At 71.6% G+C, this 14,003-nt stretch carries 13 protein-coding genes; 8 read left to right on the forward strand and 5 right to left on the reverse strand.

Going from position 1 to position 14,003, the window contains the following annotated elements; genetic code table 11:
- Positions 1–44: 44 nt before the first annotated feature.
- Positions 45–635: an N-acetylmuramoyl-L-alanine amidase gene (locus ABZ385_RS15040; RefSeq protein ID WP_358696980.1), complete on the reverse strand. Its 591-nt coding sequence runs from the start codon at positions 633–635 to the stop codon at positions 45–47.
- A gap of 140 nt (positions 636–775) precedes the next feature.
- Complete coding sequence (locus tag ABZ385_RS15045; protein WP_358582550.1) at positions 776–1,012, reverse strand: hypothetical protein; 237 nt, start codon at positions 1,010–1,012, stop codon at positions 776–778.
- A 249-nt stretch (positions 1,013–1,261) separates the two neighbouring features.
- Between ABZ385_RS15045 and ABZ385_RS15050 the strand changes: the two genes are divergently transcribed.
- The 3 genes from ABZ385_RS15050 to ABZ385_RS15060 all read left to right on the forward strand — a co-directional run bounded on the left by ABZ385_RS15050 (position 1,262) and on the right by ABZ385_RS15060 (position 4,799).
- Positions 1,262–2,668 (forward strand): family 2B encapsulin nanocompartment shell protein, encoded by a 1,407-nt coding sequence (locus ABZ385_RS15050; protein ID WP_358911614.1) that lies wholly within the window; start codon positions 1,262–1,264, stop codon positions 2,666–2,668.
- Between the two features lie 111 nt (positions 2,669–2,779).
- The gene (locus tag ABZ385_RS15055; protein WP_358911738.1) at positions 2,780–3,856 is read left to right on the forward strand and encodes a family 2 encapsulin nanocompartment cargo protein polyprenyl transferase; all 1,077 of its coding nucleotides are present in this window, start codon (positions 2,780–2,782) and stop codon (positions 3,854–3,856) included.
- A 304-nt stretch (positions 3,857–4,160) separates the two neighbouring features.
- Complete coding sequence (locus ABZ385_RS15060; RefSeq protein WP_358911616.1) at positions 4,161–4,799, forward strand: GNAT family N-acetyltransferase; 639 nt, start codon at positions 4,161–4,163, stop codon at positions 4,797–4,799.
- 341 nt (positions 4,800–5,140) lie between these two features.
- On the opposite strand, the gene ABZ385_RS15065 is transcribed toward ABZ385_RS15060, so the two are convergent.
- A protein-coding gene (locus ABZ385_RS15065; protein ID WP_358697546.1) for an IS5 family transposase occupies positions 5,141–6,023 on the reverse strand; the annotation gives its coding sequence in 2 pieces (ribosomal slippage) (positions 5,141–5,681 and positions 5,680–6,023; 885 coding nt in all).
- Positions 6,024–6,059: 36 nt separating this feature from the next.
- Between ABZ385_RS15065 and ABZ385_RS15070 the strand changes: the two genes are divergently transcribed.
- The 4 genes from ABZ385_RS15070 to ABZ385_RS15085 all read left to right on the forward strand — a co-directional run bounded on the left by ABZ385_RS15070 (position 6,060) and on the right by ABZ385_RS15085 (position 9,782).
- Positions 6,060–6,689, forward strand: coding sequence for a class I SAM-dependent methyltransferase (locus ABZ385_RS15070; RefSeq protein WP_358911618.1), 630 nt, complete (start codon positions 6,060–6,062; stop codon positions 6,687–6,689).
- A gap of 123 nt (positions 6,690–6,812) precedes the next feature.
- The gene (locus tag ABZ385_RS15075; protein ID WP_358911620.1) at positions 6,813–7,808 is read left to right on the forward strand and encodes a hypothetical protein; all 996 of its coding nucleotides are present in this window, start codon (positions 6,813–6,815) and stop codon (positions 7,806–7,808) included.
- 117 nt (positions 7,809–7,925) lie between these two features.
- The gene (locus ABZ385_RS15080; protein ID WP_358911622.1) at positions 7,926–8,555 is read left to right on the forward strand and encodes an HAD family phosphatase; all 630 of its coding nucleotides are present in this window, start codon (positions 7,926–7,928) and stop codon (positions 8,553–8,555) included.
- 123 nt (positions 8,556–8,678) lie between these two features.
- Positions 8,679–9,782: a sigma factor gene (locus ABZ385_RS15085; RefSeq protein WP_358911624.1), complete on the forward strand. Its 1,104-nt coding sequence runs from the start codon at positions 8,679–8,681 to the stop codon at positions 9,780–9,782.
- 39 nt (positions 9,783–9,821) lie between these two features.
- Here ABZ385_RS15085 and ABZ385_RS15090 read toward each other — a convergent pair whose 3' ends face one another.
- Positions 9,822–11,933 (reverse strand): translation factor GTPase family protein, encoded by a 2,112-nt coding sequence (locus ABZ385_RS15090; protein ID WP_358911626.1) that lies wholly within the window; start codon positions 11,931–11,933, stop codon positions 9,822–9,824.
- A 325-nt stretch (positions 11,934–12,258) separates the two neighbouring features.
- Between ABZ385_RS15090 and ABZ385_RS15095 the strand changes: the two genes are divergently transcribed.
- The gene (locus ABZ385_RS15095; RefSeq protein ID WP_358911628.1) at positions 12,259–12,546 is read left to right on the forward strand and encodes a hypothetical protein; all 288 of its coding nucleotides are present in this window, start codon (positions 12,259–12,261) and stop codon (positions 12,544–12,546) included.
- Positions 12,547–12,698: 152 nt separating this feature from the next.
- On the opposite strand, the gene ABZ385_RS15100 is transcribed toward ABZ385_RS15095, so the two are convergent.
- Complete coding sequence (locus ABZ385_RS15100; protein ID WP_358911630.1) at positions 12,699–13,940, reverse strand: CPBP family intramembrane glutamic endopeptidase; 1,242 nt, start codon at positions 13,938–13,940, stop codon at positions 12,699–12,701.
- Between the last annotated feature and the right edge of the window lie 63 nt (positions 13,941–14,003).

The following is a 14,003-nucleotide window of genomic DNA, read 5'->3' on the forward strand; positions in this document are numbered from 1 at the left end:
GGGTGGTCAGGCGACAGGTGCACGGCGCGCGGGCTCCCCGATGGCTACTTGAGGCGTTCCTCGACGCGCCGACGCATCTCGTCCATGGTGAAACCGCGCGGATCCACCTTGCCGGGCTGCCACTCCAGGTGGCCGATCACCGAGCGCTCCGTCCAGCCGTGAACCCGGCAGATGGCGGCCGAGACCCTCTCGACGGCGTCCAGCTGGGCCTCGGGCCAGGGGTCCTCGCCGTCGCCGAGGTTCTCGCACTCGAAGCCGTAGAAGTGGCGGTTGCCGTCGGTGTTGGCCTCGTTGTCCACAGGGAGCCGTTTCTCGGCGATGACCGCGCGCAGCACCTCGTCGTCGCCGAGCCCGGCGTGGTTGGCGCGGCCGTAGCCGACGAGGTGCACGGAGCCGTCCTTGGTGATCACGCCGTGACAGAGCGGCCCGGGCAGCGACGGGTGCCCGTCGCGGCAGATCTCCACTGTGCGCTCACTGCCCGACGTGACGGTGTGGTGGATCATCACGCCGTGCACAGGGCCCCAGGGGCCCTTGTGATCGCGGTTGTGGTGTTCCCAGTCGCCGACCTCGACGACGGTCACGCCTTCGTCTCGCAGGGCCTCCAAGAAGCGTCCCGCGGACATGGGTGAGGCCATGGCCGCCTCCTTTGCGGGGCGCGACGGCCGCCTGCCGCGGGCCGCCTCGTATGCCCTGCTTGTACCGGAGGACCCGAGATCGGACCAGCTGTTCGGAATCCCTCCGGGGGGCTGTTCGGGCGGCGTGCGAGCCGATCCGGTCAGGTGCCGTGCAAGAAGGCGTCCCCGTGGGTCGCGATGTGGGATTCCACGGCCTCCAGCGCCTGCTGGGTGGCCTGGGGGGAACCGGTCCCCCGGCGCTCCGCGTAGTACGCCGCGCCGAGCTTCTTCAGGAGAGCGTCCCCCGCACGCTTCTCCTGCACCTCGTCGAGCTTCTGCTTGCCTTGGGTGAGGCCGCGCTGCGCCTGCTCTTTGGCGCGGTCCAGGAAGCCTGCCATTGCTGTCTCCTGCGGGTCGAGGTGAAGGGTGCGGGCGGTGGACGCCCCGCAAAGTGTTCAACGGCGGCCGGGATCTTGCAGTTCCCCGGCGCCGTGCGGGCGAGGCGGGTACGCCGAACGAGTGGAAACGTGCCCCCTGCCCCGTTCGGCCGTGATCCATTCCCGCTCGTTTGTGTAATGGCGCCGACACGTTCGGTGCTGGAAGGCTGGTGTGCGCATATCACCGCAGGTACTCGGGAGGGCACACCAATGTCGGTAGGCGAAGAGATCCGCGAGCAGTCGGAGCAGCCGCAGAAGAGTCTCGGCACATCGGCCGCGCGGAATCTGGCCACCACCACCAAGTCGGTGCCGCAGATGCAGGAGATCAGCTCGCGCTGGTTGCTGCGGATGCTGCCGTGGGTGCAGGTGCAGGGCGGCACGTACCGGGTGAACCGAAGGCTGAGCTACTCGGTCGGTGACGGCCGCGTGACCTTTGTGAAGACGGGCGACCAGGTGGAGGTCATTCCGGCGGAGCTGCGCGAGCTGCCGGTGCTCCGGGACTTCGACGACCAGGAGGTGCTGGGCGAGCTGGCGCGGCGCTGCCGGCAGCGGGAGTTCGCCGCGGGCGAGATGCTGACCTCCTTCGGGAGCCAGGCGGACGAGGTCTTCCTGCTCGCGCACGGGCGGGTGGAGAAGGTCGGCTCGGGCCCGTACGGGAACGACGCCGTGCTGGGGACCCTGGCCGACGGCTCGTACTTCGGGGAGTCGGCCCTCCTCGACTCGGAGGCCATCTGGGAGTACACGGCGCGCGCGGTGACGCCGTGCACCGTGCTCACACTGCCGAGGCAGGATCTCGAGCAGGTCGCCGAGCGCAGCGAATCACTGCGCGACCACCTTCAGCGGCTGCGGTCCATCCCCGCCCAGCGGACCAACAGGCACGGCGAGGCGGCCATCGACCTCTCGGCCGGGCACGTCGGCGAGGCGGTGCTGCCGGGCACCTTCGTGGACTACGAGACGTCACCGCGTGAGTACGAGTTGAGCGTCGCCCAGACGGTGCTGCGCATCCACACGCGCGTGGCCGACCTCTACAACCAGCCCATGAACCAGACCGAGCAGCAGTTGCGGCTCACCGTCGAGGCGCTCAAGGAGCGCCAGGAACACGAGCTGATCAACAACCGCGAGTTCGGACTCCTGAACAACTGCGAGTACGACCAGCGGATCCAGCCGCACGACGGTGTGCCCGGCCCGGACGATCTGGACGAACTGCTCAGCCGCAGGCGCGGATCCAAGCTCTTCCTCGCCCACCCGCGCGCCATCTCCGCGTTCGGCCGCGAGCTGAACAAGCGGGGCCTGGTCCCCGAGACCATCGACATGGCCGGCAACAGGATCCCCACCTGGCGCGGGGTGCCGATCTTCCCGTGCAACAAGATCCCGGTGACCGAGGCCCGCACGACGTCCATCATCTGTATGCGTACGGGCGAGGAGGAGCAGGGCGTCGTCGGCCTGCGGCAGAGCGGCATCCCCGACGAGATCGAGCCGAGCCTGTCCGTGCGGTTCATGGGCATCAGCGAGCAGGCGATCATCTCGTACCTGGTCTCGACCTACTACTCCGCCGCCGTGCTCGTGCCCGACGCGCTCGGTGTCCTGGAGAACGTAGAGATCAGCCGCTGGAGTTGACCCCCCGACCGTGTCCGTGGCCACCGCGCCGGGTACACCCCCTGCGTACGCGCCCACGGGCCGAGGAACCGCCACCGTCCCCTTCCTTTCCGGGGTGAGTCCATGACGGACATGACAACGGACACGGCAGGCCCGGTGCGGGCGGCGGGGCCACCAGGGTCCGGTGACGGGCAGGAGGCCGCGGAGATCCTCGCGGCAGCGCGCGCGTACGTCGATCCGGAGCTGCGCGGGGCGGTCGATTCGCTGCCCCGGTCCCTGCGCCGCGTCGCGCGCTACCACTTCGGCTGGGAGCACGCGGACGGCACGCCGGCCGAGGGAAACGCGGGCAAGGCCATCCGGCCGGCGCTCGTGCTCGCCGCGGTGCGGGCGCTCGGCGGGGACCCCGCCGGGGCCGTCCGGGCCGCGGCGGCCGTGGAGTTGACCCACAACTTCACGCTCCTGCACGACGACGTGATGGACCGCGACACGACGCGCAGGCACCGGCCCACCGCGTGGACCGTCTTCGGCGACGCCGACGCGATCCTCGTCGGGGACGCCCTGCAGGCCCTGGCACACCGGCTGCTCGCCGAGGACCCCCACCCGGGGGCCCCGGCGGCGGCCGCCCGCCTCGCCCGTTGTGTCGTGGAGCTGTGTGCCGGGCAGCACGCGGATTGCGCGATGGAGCGGCGCGGGCCCGACGAGGTTACGCTGGCGGAGTGCCTTGCCACGGCCGAGGCCAAGACCGGGGCGCTGCTGGGGTGCGCGTGCGCGCTCGGGGCGCTGTACGCGGGCGCCGGGCCGGAGGTGGTCGACGCGCTCGACGGCTTCGGCAGGGAGGCCGGGCTCGCCTTCCAGCTCATCGACGACGTCATCGGCATCTGGGGCGACCCCGGCCACACGGGCAAGCCCGCCGGCGCCGATCTCGTGGCCCGCAAGAAATCCCTGCCGGTGGTCGCCGCGCTCGCCTCCGGTACGCCGGCCGCGGTGGAGCTTGCCGGGCTCTACAGCGGCCCGCTCGGCGAGAGCGGGGACGAACTGGAGCGGGCGGCCCGCGCGGTGGAGCGCGCGGGCGGACGCGACTGGGCCACCGTGCACGCGGCCGACCGGATGTCGAGGGCGATAGGCCAGCTCGCGAGGGCGGTGCCGGACCCCGAGGCGGCGGGCGGGTTGCTGGCACTCGCCGAGTTCGTGACGCGGCGTACGCAGTGAGGCGCCTGGGGCGGGCGGGGCGGGGGTGGATGGGACGGGCCTGAGGTACGGGGTCTGAAGGGGGGAGGGAGGGCTGGGCTGGGTTGCGACGAATGGGAGGTGGTTGAGGGGGCGTTCTGGATGAGGGGGAGGGGGGCGAGGGCGCTGCGCGCCGCGTAGGGGCGGGCGGGGTGCGGAGGGACTGCTGTGGGCCAGGAGGCGATCACCTAGGCTGCAACCGGCGAGCCGACACGCGCAGTTGAGGCGTGCGGGGGTAGGCGGCGCGTCGTCGGATGCGGACGAGTGGTGAGGGGCGGGGCTGGCTGTGGGCGTGGCGATCCGTAGAGCGGGGGAGGGGGACCGGGCCGATGTGGTGCGGTTGCTCGACGAGGCGTTCATGGGGGATCCGGTGAGCAGATGGGTCTTCCCCGGCGAGGAGCATCGGCGGCGCAGGCACAGCGCGTTGATGGGCGCCTTCTTCGACCTCGCGTTCCAAGAGGGGTGCATAGAGGTCACCGAGGACGGTGACGCGGCGGCACTGTGGTGGTCCGTCCCGGCGACCGCTTCACAGGGGGCGGGGTCGGAGGGCGTCGCGGAGGGAGCCGTGCCGGGCGAGATGGATGGGCCCGCGTTGTTGCGGCAGGCGGTCGATCCGGAGAACGAGCGGGTCGAGTTGATCGGGCGGATGACGGACGCGGCACATCCCACCGAGCGGGCGCATGAGTACCTGCACATGATCGCCGTGCGGCCGGGGCGACAGGGGGAGGGGCTCGGCACGGCGCTGATCACCGCCGTTCTCGAACGGTGTGATCGGGAGGGCCTGCACGCCTATCTGGAGGCGAGCAACGCGCGGAGCCGCGACCTGTACGAACGGCTGGGGTTCGCCTTCACCGGGGCGCCGCTCGATCTGCCGGAGGGGCCGCGGATGTGGCCCATGTGGCGGGAGCCGGGGGCGGCGGGCTGACGTCGTGAGGATGCGGGCGGGACGGCATGCGGCTACGGGGAGGTTCCGGGCGCTGTGGGGCTGCTTCGCGGGACCGAGCGGCAATGACCCGTAGGTACGGGCGGGGGCCCGGTTCTGCGGTCGGGGCCCGCCATGAGCCGGTCGGTACGGTCGTGTGGCGGCGCAGGGCGTTCGGGGGTTCGTGCTCCGAGGAGTTCCGTCCGGCTCGGGCAGCCGGGGCTCGGGCAGGTGATGTCGGGTGCGTTGACGACGGGTGGGTCGCGGCGGCAGGGGGTTCCGGTAGCTGGGGGTTCCGGGCGGCCGGAGGGCGGCTCAGCAGCTAGGGCGTGTCTGACAAATGATCACCTGGTCGATTCACGAAGCCAGAGAATCAGCGAGACCAGGATGACTCCGGCGCGGTAGCGAGTGGCGAGCTTGTCGAACCTGGTGGCGATCGCACGGAACTGCTTGAGGCGGGAGAAGCATCGCTCGACCACGTTGCGGTCGCGGTAGACCTCTTTATCGAAGACGGGTGGGCGGCCGCCGAGGTTGCCGCGTCGACGGCGGTTGGCGATCTGGTCGCGGCGTTCGGGAGTCGTGGCAGTGATGCCCCGACACCGCAGCAGGTGGCGGATCGCCCGGCTGGAATAGGCCTTGTCGCCCAGCACCCGCGTCGGCGTCGTGCGCGGGCGGCCCGTGACGATGCCTGGGATGCAGATCTCGTCAAGGACCTGGGTGAACGCGGTGGCGTCGTTGACATTGCCGGGCGTGAGCACGATCGACAATGGCAGGCCCCGGCCGTCGACGGCGAGGTGGACCTTGGTGGTCAGCCCGCCTCGGGAGCGACCAAGGGCCTGGCGTGCCTGTGAGCGGCCCGGATCTTCCAGATTGTCCCGGCCTGCTTTTGCGTGCGCCGGCGGCGTGCTGATGGGCCCGGTTGATCGTGGAATCGACGGCGACTGTCCATTCCACCCGGTCCATCGCGTCGTCGCGGACCTGGACGTGCTCCAACAGTCTTGCCCAGGTGCTGTGCGCCTCCCAGCGGGCGAACCGCTCGTAAACGGTCTGCCACGGCCCGTACCGCTGGGGCAGGTCGCGCCAAGGAGCCCCAGTCCGCAGCCGCCACAACACACCATTGACCACCTGCCGGTGATCACGCCATGGACGGCCACGTCCGTCCGCCTGCGGCAGCAGGGGCTCTATCCGCTCCCACGCCGCGTCTGTCACCTCGCCTCGAGCTGCCACAAGATTGCTTATCGGACCGGCTATAAGGTCCTCCCTGTGGCGAATCATCAGGACGAGACCAGGGCGGCCTACGACGGAGTCGTTGAGCTGTACGCATCGCTGTTCGCAGGCCGGCTGGAGACGCAGCCGTTCGCCCGGGCCATGATCAGCACTTTCGCCGAACTGGTGCGCGCGACGGGCAACCTGCGGGCAGCGGACGTTGGATGCGGGCCCGGACATCTGACGGCCATGCTGCACGAATTGGGCCTGGACGCCTTCGGACTCGACCTGTCCCACGGCATGGTCGACCAGGCTCGACGGGCCAACCCGGCGCTGCGCTTCCAGGAGGCGCGGATGGAGTCCTTGCCGATCGAGGACGGCGTGCTCGGCGGCGTACTGGCCCACTACTCGATGATCCACACCCCACCGGACGAACTGCCAGAGCTGCTCGCCGAGCAGGTCCGCGTCCTGGCGCCGGGTGGCGTGCTCCTGGTCTCCTTCTTCGGGACCGACGGACCGGAGCCGGTCCAGTTCGACCACAAGGTCGCACCTGCCTACAGCTGGCCGGCGGACCACCTCGCCGAACTGCTGACCGATGCCGGGCTCGTTCCTTTCGCTCGGCTGCTCCACGACCCGGCCTCCGAACGGGGCTTTCTCGACGCACACCTGCTGGCCCGCCGCCCATAGGTTCTGCCCGGCAAAAGGTGCGAGCTGGTCGGCGTGCCTCCGGACCGCCTACTCAACGGGCGCTCGCTGATTCGACAAGAATTGTCAGACAGGTCCTAGCGGTGGTCACGGGGAAGGGGAGCGATGACGGTGCGGTGGGGGCCCGGGGCGGTCGCCCTGGTGGCGACAGCGGCGGCGGCAGTGGTGCTGGTGTTGGTGGGGTACGGAAGCGGTGCCGGCCTGGGTACGGGCTCCGGTGGCTCCGTGCCCGCGTACGCTCGGGAGCCCGGCGTGCCCCGGGTGAAGACCGAGCGGGATCATCGCGAGCTTCCTCTGGAGAAGGAGGAGTTCAGCGCGCGGGACAGGGGGCGTATCGCGCGGGCCCAGTCGTATGAGGTGCGGCGGTGCATGCGCTCGTTCGGGTTTGACGACTTTCCGCTCGAACCCGGCCTGGGGCCCCTGATGGCCGAGTCCTACTCCGCCACCATGACGATGGTCGCGATGCCCTCGTACGGGATGCTCGACCTGCGCCAGGCGCGCCGCTCGGGCTATGGCTTCGACCCGGAACGCACCGAGGCCGAGCTGAAGAGGATCCTGCCGACGGGACGTGCGCCGACGGAACGTGAGGACGGCGTACTGCACGGCACGGCGAGCGAGCGCGTGGTCAACGGCCGCGAGGTCCCCGCGGGCGGCTGTTCCGCCGAGGGCGCACGGCGGCTCGTCAGGGGCGTGACGGACGTGGACCGCATGTGGACGTACGTGGCCGGGCGCCAGGAGAAACTCGACAAGGTTGTCGCCGAGGACGAGCGGGTGCGCCGGGCCTTCCGTGACTGGTCGCGCTGCGTCGCGGGCAAGGGCTTCAGGACGTACGAGACTCCGATGGCCGCCTTTCGTGACAAGGAGTGGCGCAGGGGCCGCGACGACGGCAACACGGGCCGGACGAGCCGTGAGTTGGGGACCGCCGTCGCCGATGTCACCTGCAAGCGGGAGCTGAACACCGCCGGGGTGTGGTGGGCCGTCAGCGAAGAGGTGCAGCGCGCGGATCTGCGCCGCAACAAGTCCCGGTACGCGGTCGTACGCAGGGACCAGCAGCGGGTCCGGGACACTGTGCGCGAGGTGCTCGGTGCGAAGTCACGGTAAGTGCGGTAAGAGCGGTAAGAGGTGCGGCGCGGGCGGACTCCGTGCCGGGACTTCTGGACGTAGGCCTGCCCCCGCGCTTGTTGGACACGAGCGACGGCTGACTGACGGACTCGTGCGGTGACGATCTGTGGCCGGGCGTTCGACGCCGTGTTGAGCGACCTCGACGGTGTGATCCGCTTCTACGACATGGGGGAAGTGGAGCGACTGGAGGACGCGTTCGGGCTACCGCGGGGCAGCACCGCGGAGATCGCGTTCGCGCCCGCGACCGACCTGCCGCTGATGCGCGGGGAGATCACCAGGGAGCAGTGGATCGACTCGATCGCCCGAGGTCTCGCCGACCGGGTGCCGTGGGAGCGCGGGCACCGGCTCGGGACGACGCTGGCCGCCACCGGGTTCCACGCCGACGAGGCGGTGGTGGGGATGCTCCGGAAGGTCCGCGCGGCGGGGCTGCCGGTGCTCCTGGTGACGAACGCGACGCCGTGGCTGGCCGACGACCTGGCTCTGCTCGGCCTCACCGGTCCGGCCGGCCTCTTCGACGACGTCATCAGCAGTGCCGACCTCGGCGTGACCAAGCCGGACCCCCGTATCTACCGCGCCGCGGTCGAACGGGCCGGGGTCGCCGCGGGCCGCTGCCTCTTCGTGGACGACCGCCAGGAGAACGTGGCGGCGGCAGAGGCGTTGGGTATGCCCGCCGTCCTGTTCCGCGAACCCGCCGATCTGCGCGCGGCGTTGGACCCTCTGCTCTGAGCGCCTCGGACGGCCGTCGGGGCCGCCCGTGGCCGCGTACGGACGTTCATTACTGTTCTTCTCGGGTGTGGCGTCGGGGTGGGGAACTTCCGTCACAGCTATGACGGATCGCGACGGAAGAATGTGACAGAGATGATCGAGGACGCATCAGCCAAGGCGGCTCAGGCGGCTCAGGTGGCCCAGGCGGGCCACGCGGCTCAGGCAGGCCACACCGCTCAGGCGGGCCAAGCGGCCGAGGACAGCCTTGCCGCCCGCTTCGAGGAGCACCGGCCCCGGCTGAACGCGGTCGCGTACCGCATGCTCGGTTCGCTGAGCGAGTCCGAGGACGCCGTGCAGGAGGCGTGGTTCCGGCTCAGCCGCACGGAGAAGGCGGCCGTCGGCAAGGCGACAGCCGGAAAGGCGGGCAGCACCGGCGAGCACGCAGGCACCGGCGAGCACGCAGGCGTCGGCGCGGGTGACGAGGCCGGCGTCGCCGGTGAGGTGCGGAACCTCGGCGGCTGGCTGACGACCGTCGTCGGCAGGGTCTGCCTGGACCTGCTGCGCTCCCGGCAGTCCCGGCGCGAGGACTCCCTCGACGTCTCCCTGGAGACGCACGTGCCGGACCCGGTCGTGAGCCGCGTCGACGTGGTCGACCCCGAGCAGGAGGTGCTGCTCGCCGACTCCGTGGGCCTCGCCCTGCTCATCGTGCTGGACACGCTCGCGCCGGCCGAACGGCTCGCGTTCGTCCTGCACGACATGTTCGCCGTGCCCTTCGAGGAGATCGCGCCCATCGTCGGGCGCTCGACCGCCGCGACCCGGCAGTTGGCCAGCCGGGCCCGCCGTCGCGTGCAGGGCTCGACCCCCGCCCAGGAGACGGACGTCGCCAAGCAGCGCGAGGTCGTCGAGGCGTGGATGGCGGCGACGAAGGCCGGTGACTTCGACGCGCTGCTCGCACTCCTCGACCCGGACGTCGTGCTGCGCGCCGACAGCGGGGAACTGTCCTCGGGCCTGTCGAAGCTCGTCCGGGGCGCGGCGACGGTGGCCGGGCAGGCGGCGATGTTCGCCCGCCTCGCCGTCCACCAGCACCTCGTGCTCGTCAACGGTCTGCCGGGCCTGGTCGCCACTCCGGGCGGCGAGGTGTTCTCGATCGGGTCGTTCACGGTCGTGGACGGCAGGATCGTGGAGATCGACATCATCGCGGACCCCGAGCGGCTGCGGAACCTGCGGATCCCGCCGCTCGGGGACTGACCCGCCGCCCCAGGGGGGGCACCCCCCGGGGGGGGCTCCTCAGGCGGGCGTCCTGCGCACCACGCGCAGCAGGTACTCCTTCCGGTGGAGCGGGTCGTGGTCCGTCCGCTCCCGCGCGGGAGGGGCGCCGCGCACCGGCTCGTAGTGGTGGAAGGCGGACTCCCACTCGCCCTCGCCTCGCGTGAGTCCGGGCAGCAGTTGCTCCAGCGCGTGCACCTGCTGCGCGGGAATGTCTCCTTCCAGACGGTACGAGGCTCCGCTCGCCGTCGGTGTGTGCGGCACGGCCCGCAGCCGGGCGAGGGCGGGCAGCACCGCCCCGACCGTGTCGGCGGGCACGTCGAGCCGGAACCGGTGCATCGGCTCGTGGACCACCGTGCCCGCCTCGCGCAGCGCGTCCATCAGGACCAGCGGCGTCAGGTTCCGGAAGTCCCCGGCGGTGCTCGACATGCTCTTGTCGAAGGTGCCGTGCGCGTGGCTCTGCCGGGGCCAGTAACCGGCGTGCGTCATCGTGACCACGCAGTCGGGGACGCGCCAGCCGTGCAGCCCCTGGTGCAGGGTCCGCCTGACCGTCTCCTCGACGGCCCGGAAGAACGCGTACGGCATCGAGCCCAGCTCGACCCCCAGCCTGAACGCGACCCCGGCGCCGACCGGCGCCGGCTCGACGCGCAGTCCGACGGTGGCGAGGAACGGGTTGGGCTCCTTGTCGATGATCTCGAACGCGGCGCCCGTGCCGACGACCCGCTCCACGCAGATCGTCGTGGTCTCGCGGAAGGAGACGTCCAGCCCGAAGTCGGCCGCGAGCGTCGCCTGGATGACCTCCTTCTGCACCTCGCCGTAGAGCGAGACCGACACCTCCTGGCGGACGGGGTCCTGGCGCAGGTCGATCAGCGGGTCCTGCTCGGCGAGCTGGGTCAGCGCGAGGTGCAGGGCGGCCCGGTCGGCGGGGCGCAGCGGGCTGACGACCGTCTCCAGGGTGGGCGGCGCGAAGAAGCGACCCGCCGGCTCGGTTCGCTCGGGCGGTACGCCGATCACGTCGCCGATCCGGACGTCGCCGAGCCCCCAGAGCCTGCCGATCTGCCCCGCGCGGACCTCTGTGCGGCGCACGTGCGTGCCCTGGTCGAAGACGGTGACGGCGGTGACCTTGCCCTCCCTGCGACCGGGATCCGCCCCGTCCGCCGACTCCGCCGCGCCTGCCGTGTCGGCCTGGTGCGCCGTGCCGTCGCGGATGTCGAGGAGGTCGCGCGTGCGGACGGTCCCCGAGAAGAGGCGTACGTACGCGATCTTCTCCCCGGCGGCGCCGCGCTCGACCTTGAACACGCGCCCCGAGAGCGGCCCTTCGGCGTCCCCGACGGACGCGGGCAGCAACTCACGGATGCCGTCCGTCAGTTCGCGTACCCCGGTGCCCGTGGCGGCCGAGCCGAAGAAGACGGGGTGCACGAGGGCGCGGCCCGTCTGACGTGCCAGTTCCCGGCGCAGGCGGTCGTACGAGAGGGGCGCCGCGCCCTCGACGTACGCGGAGAGCAGGGCGTCGTCGTGCCCGGCGAGCAGCTCGGCCAGGCGGGCGGTGAAGCCGTGGGCCTCGGCGTTCTCGGCCGTGAACGGCGTGCAGCGGGCCGCGCGCGTGCCGAGGGCGGACACCGAGCCCATCGGGACGATGTCGGGGGTGAGCCGCTCGGCGATGTGCCGCAGGACACCGTCGTACCGGGCGCCGGCGCGGTCCGTCTTGTTCACGAAGATCAGCGTGGGGATGCGCAGCCGCCGCAGGGTGCGCAGCAGTACGCGGGTCTGCGCCTGGACGCCCTCCACGGCGGAGATCACGAGTACGGCGCCGTCGAGCACGCTCAGGACCCGTTCCACCTCGGCGATGAAGTCCGGGTGCCCGGGGGTGTCGATGAGGTTGACGGTGACACCGTCGTCCGGCGTGGCCCCTTCGGGGGCGGCGACGGTGAAGGAGACGACCGCGGACTTGATCGTGATGCCGCGTTGCCGCTCCAGGGCGAGCGAATCGGTCTGAGTGTTTCCGTCGTCGACGCGGCCCACCTCGTCGATGACACCGGCGGCGTGCAGGAGCCGCTCGGTCAGGCTGGTCTTACCGGCGTCGATGTGGGCCAGGATGCCCAGGTTCAGTGTGCGCGGAGCAGATGAGTGCACGTACCGTCATGTCCTTCGAGGAGAGGTGAGTTCCTTCGGGGCGGGACATGAACGAACGGCGCATTTCTTCTCCTTGCTCGACTTGCTTGACTTGCTTGACTGGCTCGACCGCGCCGGCCTCTCGCCGGCTGCCACCAGTGCAGCAGGCGGCCGCGGAGCACGGCAACTGGTTAAGCGCCGTCGTGCGGCGGGTGGGACCGCGGCCGAGGCACCGGCGAAATCGGACTCGGACTCGGGGTCGGGGTCGGGGTCGGGGTCGGGGTCGGACTCGGGTTCGGGTGGCGGTTCGGGCAGGGGCGGCCAGGGCAAGAAGGCCACGTACGAGGTGACCTTCGAGGTGGGTGGCACCGGCTCGACGCAGATCATGCACGTCTCCGACACCAACCACATGGAGCAGGTGGACCTGCCGTGGAAGAAGACGGTGAACGTCACCCTGCGGGGCGCGGAGTCCGAGGTCGGCCACACGGTGTCCGTCGTACCGGGCTCGACGAAGTGCAGCGACGGGATGCTGAGCGCGGCGCCGTGTGTCATCAAGGTCGACGACGGCGAGAAGGTCGCGGACAACAAGGGCGGCAAGGCGAAGAAGTCGCTCTGCGAGTACCTCCTGAAGTGAGGGGCGGCCGCCCCGGCCGTCGGGTGGGGCGGCGGCTGTCATGGCCACCGTGAGGTGGCCTGCTCCTCGTGGTCGGCGGCGGGGGCCGGTGGGGGCGGCCTGTGCATCCCACGCGGGGTCGTGTGCGGGGTCGTCTGTGCGGGGTCGGCCGTTCAGGCAGTCGCCCCCGCCGCCGGTGGGACGGTCCTAGAACCGTCCACGGGCGTTCCCGCGCTCAGCGTCTCGATCCCGCTGCGGCCCGCCATCCTCAGCACCAGTGCCGCGTATCCGCAGAGCATCACGACATCGACGGCGACCGACATCCAGTCCATGTCGGCGGCCGTCTCGTCGGAGGCGAGGGCGCCGACGATGCCCGCCGAAACCCCCATCGCGAGCAGGTTGTTGAGCGCGTGCAGGCCGATGGCCGCCTCAAGGCCGCCCGTACGTATCGTCAGCGCGCCCGCGACCAGGCCGAACACCACCAAGTCCGCGAAGCCCCACGGCGTGCCCCAGCCGTGCGCGGCGGCGAACAGCGGCGCCTGCGGCAGGATCGCCATCCACGGCGAGCGGAACCAGGCGCCGACCGCCTGAGTGAGCCAGCCCCGGAACACGTACTCCTCGGCCGCCGCCTGGAACGGCACCAGGACGCAGACCATAGCGAGGCCCAGCAGGAAGTCCGGGAGGCCGACCCACTCCACGTCGTCCGTGCCGCCGCCGGAAGGCGTGGGCAGCAGCATCATGACGCCGAAGGCCCCCGCGACCAGGGGCAGCCCCATCGCCAGGCACCGCCCGAGCCAGCCCCACCGCAGCCGCCCGGCGACCGACGACAGCGTCCCGGCCGGGCGCCGTTGGGCCCAGCGGGCGGCGAGGAACGCCACGGGTGTCAGCACGGCGAGGGAGAGCAGCGCCAGGCCCGTCTCCGCGATGCCGCCCCAGACGCGGAACCCGTCGGCGTCGACCGGCCGGTGCAGCAGCGCGCCCACGATCTCCGCGCAGAGCAACACCAGCATGAGCGCGCCCATCGCGCCGCCCAGCACCAGCGCGGTCCCCGCGAGGGGGCGCCACCAGCGGTGCCGTCCGGTGATCAGGGCGAGGCGGTGATAGGGGAGGGGCGGCGGGGGCGGGGGTGGCGCTTGCGGGGGGTATGGGGGGTAGCCGTAGCCGGGGTTGTAGTTGTGGCCGAGGCCGTGGCCGTACGGGTTGGCGTGCGGGGGCGTGGCGGGTGCGGGGGGTGGGGGAGAGGGTGAGGCCGGTGAGGAGGCGGCCGGGGGCGGCTTGGTCATGTCCCCAGCATCCCGGCCGTACGGCGCGCTTTCGTCGTCCGCCCGTACGATCGCGGTCTCCAACCAGGGATAGAGCCGGGCGCCGTCCGTGGTGGGCCGGGCGCCGCCCGAGGTGAGGTGGGCACTACGCACCGGTCCCCCTGAGGCACCAGCTCGCACCCGTGCCCCCCGTGGACACGCCACCGCCACCCGCAC

The organism is Streptomyces sp. NPDC005898 (genome assembly GCF_040629635.1).
Lineage (GTDB): Bacteria > Actinomycetota > Actinomycetes > Streptomycetales > Streptomycetaceae > Streptomyces.

Excerpts from the sequence above, each read along its gene's own strand:
- ABZ385_RS15040 (WP_358696980.1), bottom strand. The coding sequence starts at position 635 with ATGGCCTCACCCATGTCCGCGGGACGCTTCTTGGAGGCCCTGCGAGAC.
- ABZ385_RS15045 (WP_358582550.1), bottom strand. The coding sequence starts at position 1,012 with ATGGCAGGCTTCCTGGACCGCGCCAAAGAGCAGGCGCAGCGCGGCCTC.
- ABZ385_RS15050 (WP_358911614.1), top strand. The coding sequence starts at position 1,262 with ATGTCGGTAGGCGAAGAGATCCGCGAGCAGTCGGAGCAGCCGCAGAAG.
- ABZ385_RS15055 (WP_358911738.1), top strand. The coding sequence starts at position 2,780 with ATGACAACGGACACGGCAGGCCCGGTGCGGGCGGCGGGGCCACCAGGG.
- ABZ385_RS15075 (WP_358911620.1), top strand. The coding sequence starts at position 6,813 with ATGACGGTGCGGTGGGGGCCCGGGGCGGTCGCCCTGGTGGCGACAGCG.